Annotated in this window: 9 protein-coding genes; 2 read left to right on the forward strand and 7 right to left on the reverse strand. The window is 48.5% G+C overall.

All coding sequences use genetic code 11. The features are described 5' to 3' along the window. Positions 1-1,539: hydroxylamine reductase (gene hcp / locus JF818_RS00455; protein ID WP_198890035.1), on the forward strand; the 1,539-nt coding region annotated here is incomplete at its 5' end. Between the two features lie 123 nt (positions 1,540-1,662). Here hcp and JF818_RS00460 read toward each other — a convergent pair. The 4 genes from JF818_RS00460 to JF818_RS00475 form a co-directional block, all read right to left on the reverse strand. After that, on the reverse strand, positions 1,663-2,904 hold the full coding sequence (locus JF818_RS00460; protein WP_198890036.1) for a DUF1302 family protein: 1,242 nt from the start codon (positions 2,902-2,904) through the stop codon (positions 1,663-1,665). Between the two features lie 3 nt (positions 2,905-2,907). After that, positions 2,908-3,696 (reverse strand): outer membrane lipoprotein-sorting protein, encoded by a 789-nt coding sequence (locus tag JF818_RS00465; protein ID WP_198890037.1) that lies wholly within the window; start codon positions 3,694-3,696, stop codon positions 2,908-2,910. A gap of 18 nt (positions 3,697-3,714) precedes the next feature. Next, the gene (locus tag JF818_RS00470) at positions 3,715-6,000 is read right to left on the reverse strand and encodes an RND family transporter (RefSeq protein ID WP_198890038.1); all 2,286 of its coding nucleotides are present in this window, start codon (positions 5,998-6,000) and stop codon (positions 3,715-3,717) included. Positions 6,001-6,073: 73 nt separating this feature from the next. Then, the gene (locus tag JF818_RS00475; RefSeq protein WP_198890039.1) at positions 6,074-6,655 is read right to left on the reverse strand and encodes a TetR/AcrR family transcriptional regulator; all 582 of its coding nucleotides are present in this window, start codon (positions 6,653-6,655) and stop codon (positions 6,074-6,076) included. 152 nt (positions 6,656-6,807) lie between these two features. Between JF818_RS00475 and JF818_RS00480 the strand changes: the two genes are divergently transcribed. Then, positions 6,808-8,865 (forward strand): glycoside hydrolase family 105 protein, encoded by a 2,058-nt coding sequence (locus JF818_RS00480; RefSeq protein ID WP_198890040.1) that lies wholly within the window; start codon positions 6,808-6,810, stop codon positions 8,863-8,865. On the opposite strand, the gene JF818_RS00485 is transcribed toward JF818_RS00480, so the two are convergent. The 3 genes from JF818_RS00485 to JF818_RS00495 form a co-directional block, all read right to left on the reverse strand. Next, entirely contained in the window at positions 8,862-9,710 is an 849-nt protein-coding gene (locus JF818_RS00485; RefSeq protein ID WP_198890041.1) for a carbohydrate ABC transporter permease, read from the reverse strand. The genes JF818_RS00480 and JF818_RS00485 overlap by 4 nt on opposite strands. Before the next feature lies 1 nt (position 9,711). Then, on the reverse strand, positions 9,712-10,626 hold the full coding sequence (locus JF818_RS00490) for a carbohydrate ABC transporter permease (RefSeq protein WP_198890042.1): 915 nt from the start codon (positions 10,624-10,626) through the stop codon (positions 9,712-9,714). Positions 10,627-10,693: 67 nt separating this feature from the next. Further along, on the reverse strand, positions 10,694-11,974 hold the full coding sequence (locus JF818_RS00495; protein WP_198890043.1) for an ABC transporter substrate-binding protein: 1,281 nt from the start codon (positions 11,972-11,974) through the stop codon (positions 10,694-10,696). Positions 11,975-12,202 lie beyond the last annotated feature (228 nt).

The raw sequence follows: 12,202 nt of genomic DNA on the forward strand, positions 1-12,202 counted from the left end.
AACCTGCAGGATCTTTTGATCTATGTGACCAAAGGGCTGAGCCAGGTGGCAACCAGACTCCGCGCTGAAAACAAGTCGGTCAGTAAGGATATCAACCACATTGTCACCTACAATCTGTTCACCACCATCACCAATGCAAACTTTGACGATGAAAAGGTAACCGAGAGAATTCTCCTAACCATTGAGGCAAAGAAGGGTTTGCTCAAAGAGCTTTCCAATAAGGAAGGATTGAGTGAAGCCGCTCTCTATGACAACACCGACACTGCTTCCTATGAAGAGTTTTCCAAGACTGTTGGCGTACTTGCTGAAAGTAATGAAGATGTCCGCTCCTTGAAGGAGTTGATTACCTATGGCCTAAAGGGAGTGAGCGCTTATACCAAGCATGCAAACAACCTGATCAAGGAAAATGAAGAGCTCGATGCCTTTATCCAGAGTGCCCTGAATGACCTGCTTGAAGAGAAGAGTGTCGATGAGCTTGTTGCCCTTACCCTGAAGACAGGGGAATGGGGTGTTGCAGGTATGGCACTGCTCGATGGAGCAAATACCGGCACCTATGGTAACCCTGAGATGACAAAGGTAAAGATTGGTGTTGGCAAGAATCCTGGCATCCTTATCAGCGGTCACGACCTCAGGGACCTCGAGATGTTGCTTGAACAGACCCAGGGTACTGGTGTTGATGTATACACCCACTCTGAGATGCTCCCAGCTCACTACTATCCCGCATTCAAGAAGTATCCTAACTTCTATGGCAACTATGGTAACGCATGGTGGATGCAGAAGAAGGAGTTTGAATCCTTCAACGGTCCCATCTTGATGACCACCAACTGTATCGTACCTCCAGCCGAATCATACAAGAGCCGTCTCTATACCACCGGAGCAACCGGTTTCCCGGGCTGCAAGCATATTGAAGGTGGCATTGGGGATAAGAAGGACTTCAGTGAAATCATCGAACTTGCCAAGACCTGTCCTGCCCCAACTGAGATTGAATCAGGAGAGATCATCGGTGGATTTGCCCATGAGCAGGTCTTCGCTCTTGCTGACCAGGTAGTTGAAGCCGTGAAGAGTGGTGCGATCAAGAAGTTCGTGGTCATGGGTGGTTGTGATGGCCGCTCAAAGAGCAGGGATTATTACACTGAATTTGCAAAGAATCTGCCCAAGGATACGGTAATCCTGACTGCAGGTTGTGCAAAGTATCGCTATAATAAACTGAACCTTGGTGATATTGGTGGAATCCCCCGCGTCCTTGATGCTGGTCAGTGCAACGACTCCTACTCCTTGGCACTCATTGCCTTGAAGTTGAAGGAAGTCTTTGGCTTGGATGACATCAATGATCTTCCCATCGCCTACAACATTGCCTGGTATGAGCAGAAAGCTGTCATCGTACTGCTTGCCTTGCTTTACCTTGGTGTGAAGAACATCCACCTCGGACCTACATTGCCTGCATTCCTTTCACCGAATGTAGCCAGCGTATTGGTTGAGAACTTCGGGATTGCCGGAATCTCATCCGTAGAGGATGACCTTGCAGAGTTGATTGGCTAAGCAGCTGGTCTAGGTTATTGAAGGGAGCTTCCAGAAGAGGCTCCCTTCGCGTTGTGCATATACAAACAAAGGCTGCCTCTCTTTGGAGAAAGGCAGCCATGTTGCAAAGCGATTGATGAAGTGCTAGAAGTACCAGCGAAGTGCAGCCCAAGCCATGGAGTTATCCTGGTAGACTCCGAAAGTACCCTCTTCATCACCAACAAATAACTCCACGCCGCCTTCAAGCAAGACTCCATCTCCAAAGTTATAGGAGAGGGATGGCCTAATCAGCGCATTGGCAGGTTCTAGTTCCACGTAGGTGAAGAGTTTTGCAGTCAGGCGTTCATCAAGGAATGTATCCTGAACCCTGAAGGTGAGGGTGTGGGCGAACTCCTTGATGGGTTTCATCTGACTTACCAATGAATCATTATGGTCATGGGTATAGGTAAGCAGATACTGACTCGACCACTGGGCCCCCAGCATATTCCAATCCAGTCCCACCAACGTCTGTACCTGGTTATGGTACTCGATTGAGATTGTGGTATCAACGCTGTTCATCGGTTTTTCGAGAGCCAGAGCTGCCTCTCCCCTGAGCACCACACTTCCCAGGGTTGTATTGAAGCTACCTCCAACAAATCCGTACCGCTCATACCCTTGGGAAATTTCTCCTGAAGTAGCACCAGAGGCTGCAACCCCTGTTACCAAGGGTTCATCGGTGAACACATACCCTCCGTTTACCTTCCAGCTTATGGTATTTCCAAACCTACCCAATGAGAGGAATGCCTCACTATTTTCCAGGCTGGACTCTGGCATTGTGGGATCATTGATCGTAGCAGTACCTGTTGTAGGAAACGGCATGGAAGGTGTCTGTGCCCACATTGAATCCTGGGAAGGAAGCGTGGATGGAATGAAATGCGTCACCCAGATTCCCTGCAGTGTGTAATCCCCTGCATAGTAGTCCACCTTGATGGCTGGTACTGCCTTCCTGATCTCCGTAAAGTCAGCAAGGATGAAAGAGCGCATATCCCTGGGACTTACCAAGTCGGTGATGAATGCTCCCTCAGCTTCACCCCAGATGACCTTCTGCTTACCAACCCTGAGGTCTGCATCCTGCAGATAGAAATCGAAGTAGGCTTCATGAAGATCTAATTCAACACCTTCGTTTGGCGAGCTGTACGCTACCGGGTGTAGGGTAAGTTTTCCCAGGTCCCCATAGTAGTCATACTTAAGGTCAGCTGTTATTTCATGTACAGGCATGTCAGTCTGGTCAAATCGAAGGGTGGCATAGTCTCTAACCATGCCGCTGAATACCCCGTCCCCGGCTACTGCCGGTGACAGGACTGCAATGAGTAAAATACTTGCTAGTACGATGCTTTTCTGCTTCATTACTTATCTCCTTGGTCCAATTTTCATCTGTCGTTCACTAAAGAAGCTGTCATTAAAGTCCTGATTGAATTCAACCTCTTCCATCTGAATCCTGGTGGAGGTATTCTCCTCGAGGTTTCTCATCGTCATATCAGTGATGACATAGATGCCATCAATTGCTTCATATTCGTCGATAGTGAGTGTCTTTCCGAGCGTTCCATCGGGAAGGTAGAATTCCTTTTTCAGGCCGAACCACTCTCCATCTACAACCCACGAGAGGGTCCTGGGATAGTCCTCATCACCTTTTGCTATACTCTCTACAACCAGGGTCGAAACCCCGTCGACTGTCTCTTTCCTTAAAACTGTGTGGCTGTCCAAATCAGGATGTCGGCTTCCCATATCATCATAGGTAAAGTCAGAACCCATGAAAGAGTCGTTCTTGCTGTCGCTTGCGATACGCTTCACTCTCCTGAGCGCTGGCAGGTAGATGTACTGGTCATCACTTCTGCCATCCTCATAACTGAAGCTGAGGAAGCTGGTATTTCTTACATCACTGGGGGAGAGGAAGAACATAAGCTTGCTCTCAACCCCATTCTTATCCATTCGGTACTGGGCAATTGTTCGTTCCCTGACCGATCCTCTTGCATTGGTAATGGTCATGATCAGATTGGCACTCATGGTATCCCCGCTATCGCGGTTATAGACTTCCCACATTACCTCGCTGCCACCAGGGGTGGCTGCGCTCACGGTAAGTAAGGCGAAGGATAAGAGCAGTGCAAGCACACTGATTCGTTTTGTTGTACGTGTGTTCATAAGTAACTCCTTGTATTGTTATCGTATGCGTTTTGGAAGAAACACATGTTTTTTCTCGAGGTAGTGCACAAGCACCACCAGTATGGTAAGCGTGCCCAAGGCACTGGTTGCCATGTTAAGGACGATAAGAGCACCAACCTGCCTGTTGGGAGGGAAGACGCTGAACATCAGGATTGCAAAACCACCCATGACGGCGATTGCATTGAAGATGATTGCCCTCCCTGTATGCCTCAGTGTCGATCTCGTGGCTTGTTCAAGTGAAGATCCCTCCAGGCGTTCATTTGTGTAGTGCTCCAGGAAGTGGATGGCATAGTCCACCCCGATACCGATGGCAATGCTGGTTATCAAGGCAGTTGCGCTGCTGAGCGGGATTCCCAGCAGTCCCATCACCCCAAAATTCACAATAGCCGTGATGGCAATGGGGACGGTTCCCACGATGCCGATATGCAGGTTCCTGAACAGGAGAGCCAGGAGGATGATGATAATTACAAAGCTTAGGGCCAAGCTGATGATCTGTCCCTCAAGCAGGAGTTCACTGAAAATGAAGGCCTTGTAACCACTGCCTGCATACGTTACCTCAATTTCATGTTCGGCGAAGACTGGGCGGTAGGAATCAACCACAGCAAGGATATCCTTGAGAACAGCAGAGCTGTCACTCTTCAACTGAACCGTAATATTTGCACTGGTATACTCGTAGTCAACGACCTTTTCCAAGGATTCGGGGTCACCGGAAAATTCGTAGAGCAGGAGATATTGACTTACCAGTTCCTGGGAGTCCGGGATGCTGTAACTTCCCTCTTCATGCTCCAGCATTACTTGGTTCATCTGCTTGATGAAGGTTGTAAGGGAGAGTGTGTTTCCCACAATTGGGTCCTTCTCAATATCATCCTGCATGGAATCCATCGCCTGCAGTACCTCTGGATGCTTGAAGAGATCTGTCTCATCCCCGCTCAGGATGATATTCAAGGTGGAAGTCCCCCCGAACTTGTTGTTTACAAATTGGTCGGTCTGTGCAATGGTGCTGTCTTCCTCAAAGTTTGCCAGGAAGCTCGTATCGATCCATACCATGCTTGTTCCCCAGATTCCAATGATGAGCACGGCAAGGGAGATGAAAACAACCATCTTCGGGCGTCTTAGCAGGAGTGCTTGGAGCTTGTCTGAAAGCGTTCCTTTTCCCTGTTGTATTTCAAGATCTGCCTTCGCTCTCTTGTACTTGGGTTTTCCCAGAAGATAGAGGGAAGCAGGGAAAAGCAACAGGGCAAGCAACATCTCAGAGAGGACACCGATGGCTGCAAACAACCCAAAATACCGGACAGGAAGTACCTGGCTGCTCATCAGGGCAACAAATCCAATAGCTGTGGTTATTGCTGTCATGATAATCGGCCTTACCATCTGCTTCAGGGACTGGGTAGCCAGTTCCCCTTTGGAAAGGTCAGGGTAGGAGAGCATCAGGTGGTGGATGGTATTGTGCATGTGAATACCATAGGCAACCCCGATGGCAATCAACATGACGGGAATCATGGTATCAACGGCATAGATGGGTATGTTCAACAAGGTCATCAAACCGAAGGAGACCAGTGTCCCAAAAAGCACAATGACCATGTTCAGTACTGTATCGCGTACTGAACGCAACAAGATGTAAAGCAGGATGATCATAGTGATGATGACCAAGGGGAACATGATCGCCATGTCCTTTGGTCCGAGCTGAGCAAGAGCCCCTTCAACTACAGGGCGTCCTGCAACCATGAGGTTTTCTGGTCCTTCCCACTGCCCAGCCCAAGTCTGCAGTGTCTCTGCCTCTATGTCACTTTTCAGTTCAGCAATGATCAGTGTGGCCGTCCCATCCTTACTGACATTTCTCCCATATATCATGGGGTTGGCTTCTACCTCGGCCTGCATTTGTGAGATTGCCGAATCACTCGTTTTTCCGGAGTAGAACGGTTCAACCTCAAGAAACCCATCATCACTCTTGATGTTGTCTGCAGTCGTGAGACTGGTTACGGATTCCACTGCATCAAACTCTTCCTGAAGCGCTACAGTGATGGCATCTATCTTCTCAATTGTGCCGGGGTTGTAGATACCCTCAGGGTGTTCTATTACGATGAGTATTGCATCCTTGATACCAAAAAGGCTCTCTGCCTCATCACTGGCCATAAAGGCCGGGTGGGTCTTTGGCATATACTCATCAAGGTCCGTCTCCAGCACTGCATTGTTTGCAATGGAGATGACAAAGATAGAGGATAGAACCAATACCGCGAGCAAGAGAAGAAATGGGCGTTTAGCAAATGATGTGAAAAATCGCATAAATCCTCCGATAGTTAACGTTTACTTACATATAGAATAAATAAACATTCTTTCATGAAATTGAAATGTACAGTTATTGCAATGAGAAGAGGGTACTCAGGCCAGCGGTGATAGGCCCTGCCTGTTCACTTAAGTTTGATGGTTCATCCTGCATATGCCAACGCGAGACATAGAGGCGAATGGTGCCGAAGGTGATCATTGCAAGTTCAACAGGGTTCATATCATCCCTGCACTGTTTCTCTGCAATGGCCTCTGCATAGAACGCAGAGAGCTGCTTCAGGTTTCCCTGTAGCAGAGCATCCAACTGTGGCTTGAGTTGAATGTCAACATTGAAGGTCTCCTCAGCGAACAGCATAAGGGTAAATGCTGCATTATGTTCCAAAAGTGTGAACAAGTCATGAACAAACTTGGTGAGCGCTTCCCTGTAGGAATCTTTTGATGCGAGCAATGTAGCAAACTGTGGCTTGAGCAAGCTATCAAGATGGACAAGGATTGCTTGCAATAACTCATGTTTACTTGCAAAATGCCGGTATACAGCTGCTTCGCTGACACCGATGGCGGATGCCACATTCCGGATGGTCAGCTTCTGGATACCATCATTGGCTGTTACGCGGATTGCTGCTTCAACCAATTCAATTTGTCGTTTTGTCTGCATCGGTTCCTCCAAAGTAAGTTAACGATTACTAACGTACGTAATTTTCTCTCTTTTGACAAGAGGATAGTAGTATTTTTTTCAAGCTTTGTTTGCATTCACTTGCAACCTTACCATTTCAACACGATACTAAAGGCATGGAGGGATCAAGCCATATGAAACACGTGTCATCAATGGATGCAGCAAAAACTATTGTACAACGATACCTTGCGTCACACGAAGACGGCCAATATACCTGGCGACCGTTCGTGAAACGAGGAATCTACCGAAGAGAAGATTACCGCTACCATGCAGACTTGCAGAGTTTGCTTCCCTCAGCTCCTCTTGGTTCCTACAGCTATATCTGGGGAGTGTACCCCAGCACAGGAGAGACTACACTTCGCTTCGCACTTATTCCTTATGGTCCGGTCAAAATATATGTGAATGGTGCCTTGGTGGGGGAGAGTGATATATTCAGCGAACGGTATCGTAGCAAACAAATATTCGAACTCCCAATGAAGAAGGGTTTCAATGATTTGGTCCTGCTCTGTGAAAATACCAGTGGTGGGTTTGGCTGTGAATTCGGTACGTGGGTTGGTAAACTGGATTATTATTTCCTTATGCCCTCCCTCTACGGTGAAATGGAAGGGTTGTGTTACTCAGCTGCACAGGAAACGCTTCTGGAAACTCTTACCTTGGAGTCCTTGCATTCTCTGGATTGGTATCCTGAACGTCCTGAATTACCTGGGGAATCGGTGGATCTTACCAGCATTTTCCCCGATGCAAAGGAAGGCCAATGTGCGGTATTGGCAACCTCCTTCACCTTGGAGGAGGACCGATGGTGTACCTTTAGGAGCAATGCACGGCTTTTTCTTGATGATCTTCCTGTGGAGGGATCCCTTGAATTGCAAGCAGGTCGGCATACCCTCCTGCTCCATGCCAGGATTGAGAGTCCGGTAACCTTGGAGGTTCTTGATGCAAAGACCAATGATATGATAGAGATTTTCAATCCAGTCCTCCCTGCATCATATCCCTATCGCTATCTGATAGCTGGTCCGTTTGATGCTCGTCCAGATGTATTCTCATTTCAATACACCAAGCCATTCCCTACAGCAAACGGAGAAGATTTCTGGCACCTTGAAGGGGAAGATACCTACCTACGGATGTATAATGACAATCCTCTGTTTGGGCATTGGAACTATCCTCTCGGAGTCACCCTCTATGGCCTGGTGGAAACAGAGCGGATGCTCTCTTCCTCTGATCCTTCCCTGGCGTACCGCATTGCAGAGTATCTGGAAAACCATATACAAGCCAGTCTTGACTCATACGCGTATGCCATGTGGGACAAGGAGCATCTTGGAGGCAGTACTGCCGTACATCATCTGATGACAAGCCTGGACAGTCTTGATGACTGTGGATCCTTTGCATCAACGGTCCTCGAAGTAGGAAAGGATCATGAGCTTCATGGATTTGAGGAGATCATCGAGGTGGTTCGCACCTATATCAGCAAGATCCAGCCACGCCTAAGCGATGGTACCTTTTTCCGTACCGGACTCATGCATGAGTTCCATGAGAATACCATGTGGGTCGATGACCTGTATATGTCAGTCCCTTTCCTCATCCGCTACAGCATCTATGCAAAGGATGACTCCTACCTGGAAGACGCCATCAACCAATTCTTCGGGTTTGCAAAATACCTCTATATGGAAGATAAGGGATTGATGAGCCATGTCTATGATTTTGAGCGCAATATTGCCACAGGTATTCCTTGGGGACGGGGAAATGGATGGGCACTGTTCAGTCTCTCTGAGCTGCTGATGGTTTTGCCTGATAATCATTCCAAACGGAAAAAACTGCTCACGTTTTTCCGGTCGCTCAGCGAGGGGTTCCTCCGTCATCAGGATGAGGAGGGAATGTTCCATCAGGTGTTGGACATGAAATCTTCCTACCAGGAAAGCTCCTGTACAGCGATGGCAGCTTGTGCCTTCTCCAGGGGTGTACGCCAAGGGTGGTATGAGAACCCAGAACCGTACAGGGAAGGCTGTTTGAAGGCCTGTGACGGACTCAAGAAAAAGGCCATCGATGGGGATGGCCATGTACATGGGGTATGCCGTGGTTCGGAGTTCTCCTGTTCACGCCACTACTATGCCGAGCAGTTGCTCCCCCGCCTGGATGATACCCATGGAATAGGTATCATCCTCCTTGCTCTCTGTGAAGGGGAGAAACTTGCTTAACCCTTCAAGCCGGTGGTAGCCAATCCCTGGACGATGTACTTCTGGAAAACCAGGAAGATGATCAGGACAGGGAGAAGGCTGAGGGTTCCCATGGCAAAGATGGCTGACCAGTCAGTAGAGGTCTGTGGGTCGCTGAACATCCTCAAGGCCAAAGAAACGGTGAAGAGCCTTGGCTTGTTCAAGAAGAGCAGTGGTCCAAGGAAGTCATCCCATCTCCAGTAGAAGCTGAAGATCGTACTGGTAATTACCGCTGGCTTGATCAGGGGGAACAGAATCCTTGAGTAGATCATGAAACGATTGCACCCATCTATCTTTGCCGAGTCATCAAGCTCATAGGGAATTTGCCGGATGAACTGCACCATGAGGAAGATGAAGAAGGGGAGTCCTGCAAATTGGGGAATGATCAAGGGTTTGAACGAGTTGATCCAACCAATCTTGTGGAAAATGATGAACTGGGGAACCATGACCACCTGGTAGGGAATCATCATGGTCAGGAACATGCACGCATACCAGAATGACCTGCCCCTGAATGGTACCCTGGCAAAGCCATAGGCAACCAAGCTGGAAGCAATCACCGCCCCAAAGGTGGAGAGGATTGTATAGTAGAAAGAGTTCTTGAAGAAGGTTGTGAAGGTAATCGTATTGTTGAACCTCCAACCCCTGATGTAATGCTCCAGGCTCAGGGATTCTGGGATCAGGGAACTTGAACCAAAGATCTCAGCATTGGTCTTGAATGAGTTGGAAATCATCCAGAGAATCGGATAGAGCATCAGAAATCCCAGGAGGATGACAACGATGTGGAATATGGTCTGGCCGAGAAGATATTTCGTTTTTCGGTTCAACATCTTATTTGCCCTCCTTTGCTTCATAGAAGACCCAATTGTTTGAGGTCTTGAACACAATACCGGTCATGACACCGATTATCAGTACCAGGACCCAGGCAAGGGCACTTCCATAGCCCATATCGTAGTACTTGAATGCTCTTTGGTAGAGATAGAGTGCATACACCAAGGTGGAATTGAGGGGGTCTCCTGATCCTCCTGATACCACAAAGGCTTGGGTAAAGACCGTGAATCCGTTGATCAACTGCATAACCAGGTTGAAGAAGATGACCGGGGTGATCTGGGGAACGGTAATGTGCGTGAATTTCTTGAGGGGGTTTGCCCCGTCGATGGAGGCAGCTTCATAGAGCTCCTTGGGAATTTGTCTGAGTCCAGCAAGGAAAATCAGCATTGAGGAGCCAAACTGCCATGCAGCAAGCAGGATCAATGTCCAGATTGCTGTTGAGGGGTCTCCTATCCAGGATATGTCGGTGACGATCCCAATTCTTGCCAATGCAGCATTGAGTGCTCCATCAGCCATGAAGAGACGTCTCCACATGACCGCGATGGCAATTGAACCACCAACCAGTGAAGGTACGTAGTATATTGCCTGATACACCCTGATAGCGCGGGTGCCACGGTTGAACAGCATGGCAACAAAGAAGGCAAAGAGCAAGCGTAGCGGTACCGAAACAAATGCATAAAAGAAGGTAACCTTCAGTGATTGCCAGAAGAGTTCATCACCCAGCATCCTCCTGAAATTCTCCAGACCATTGAATATCGGTTCACCGAGGATGTCATATTCGGTGAAGGAGTAGTAGAGGGAGAAGAGGATCGGGATAATGGAAAAGGCTATAAACCCCAGCAGCCATGGGCTGATAAAGGCATAGCCAGATAGATCGTCTAAAAACGATCGCCTGCGAGATGTGAGTTGCTTCATGGATGCTCCTTCCGGCTATAGAGGAAGACCCGCAGGAGCAGGTCTTCCCCATAGTGTACCGTTGCGCTTACTTCAGAATTTCGTTTCCTCTGCTCATGATCTTGGCAACCCCTTCATCGAGGGAAACACGCTTCATGAGTATCTCTTGGGTAACATCACGTACCATCTTGAGGAACTCACCGCTGCCTGCCGGATCGGGAGCGTCAATCGGACCTGCGTTCTTGGACGCAAGACTGATGTAATCGAAAATCTGCTTGTTGATCGGGTCAACCATTGTTGACATGTGCTCACGTACATCATCAGGAATGGGAACGCCGCGTTCACCCATCAACATATCATTGACTTTAATATCGTTGACAAAGTAGTTGAGGAACTTTGCTGCAAGTTCAGGATTCTCAGCGGAAGCTGGAATGCTGAAGAACATGGAAGGCTTCAGGAATGTGCCCTTTGCCTTTGCGTTCTTGAGGTTGGGAAGCAGAGCGATCTCCAGGGGGCGCTGTGCCGCAGCCTGGGTGGATACAAACTGGTTGGACCAGATGAATTCAACCCAAGTCTCACCCTTGGCAATGGCTCCTTCCTCAGGGCTGACGGTAACAAAAGCTGTTTCCGGCTTAATGAGGGCACCTGCATCGAGGAGTCTGAGCTGGATTGCATAGAACTCACGCAGAGCTGCAGGATCGGTAAAACCAAGTCCGGTTTCCCCATAGGTGGATGCACCAGTCTGACGGATCATGTTGTCGAAACCAACCTTTGGATCAGTGGTGAAGAACGGGATTGTCTGTACACCGGTCTTCTGGTACACCTGCAGGGCGATGCGTTCAAAGTCTGCCCAGGTCCAGGTTGCACTGTCGATCTGTGAAATGCCAGCCTTCTTGAGAACTGCAGGATCATAGGTCAGACATACAGCGTTGGTGCCCAAGCTGATACCATACAGTTTTCCGTCAACCATACCACCGGTAAGGAAAGAGTCATTGATCTTGGAGAGGTCAATGATTCCCTTGTCCACATACGGGGTAAGATCAGCAAGCTGATTCCTCTCTACCCACTGGAGCATGTACGCATAGTCATGCTGCATAAGGTCAGGAAGACTTCCAGCGGCTGCCTGGGTGTTCATCTTGTCCCAATAGCCACTCCAACCGGTTGTCTCGGTTTCAATGGTGACACCTGGGTTCTCGGCTTCGAACATCTCGACGGCCTTGTAGGTGCGTTCATCGCGGGTAGGGTTGCCCCACCAGGCGAGTCGCATCGTGTTTGAATCAGTTTCCTCGGCCGCTGCTTGGGCAAAGAGGACACCCGGCAACAACATGAGGATCACCATGGCGGTGATGAGAACGTTTCTTGCTTTCATACAAATCACTCCTTTTGTTCGTGTTTCCTATAGTGTACGGGCTCGCGTGCAAGATGTCAAAAACTTACTGTAAGCAGTTTTAAACAAAGAAGATAATAGGTATTTATTGGTTATTCGCTGAATCGAGTGGGTAACCCTACATGATGGTGGCTTTAGGAAGTGCAAGCTCTCCACAGACAAAATAGATCATTGCCATGAAATTCTTCATGTTTTTGAACCCTCTTGCTC

It is taken from the genome of Sphaerochaeta sp. S2 (genome assembly GCF_016406725.1).
In the GTDB taxonomy this organism is placed as follows: domain Bacteria; phylum Spirochaetota; class Spirochaetia; order Sphaerochaetales; family Sphaerochaetaceae; genus Sphaerochaeta.

Coding starts and splice junctions, on each gene's coding strand:
- JF818_RS00470 (WP_198890038.1), bottom strand. CDS start 6,000: ATGCGATTTTTCACATCATTTGCTAAACGCCCATTTCTTCTCTTGCTC.
- JF818_RS00465 (WP_198890037.1), bottom strand. CDS start 3,696: ATGAACACACGTACAACAAAACGAATCAGTGTGCTTGCACTGCTCTTA.
- JF818_RS00460 (WP_198890036.1), bottom strand. CDS start 2,904: ATGAAGCAGAAAAGCATCGTACTAGCAAGTATTTTACTCATTGCAGTC.
- JF818_RS00485 (WP_198890041.1), bottom strand. CDS start 9,710: ATGTTGAACCGAAAAACGAAATATCTTCTCGGCCAGACCATATTCCAC.
- JF818_RS00495 (WP_198890043.1), bottom strand. CDS start 11,974: ATGAAAGCAAGAAACGTTCTCATCACCGCCATGGTGATCCTCATGTTG.
- JF818_RS00475 (WP_198890039.1), bottom strand. CDS start 6,655: ATGCAGACAAAACGACAAATTGAATTGGTTGAAGCAGCAATCCGCGTA.
- JF818_RS00490 (WP_198890042.1), bottom strand. CDS start 10,626: ATGAAGCAACTCACATCTCGCAGGCGATCGTTTTTAGACGATCTATCT.
- JF818_RS00480 (WP_198890040.1), top strand. CDS start 6,808: ATGAAACACGTGTCATCAATGGATGCAGCAAAAACTATTGTACAACGA.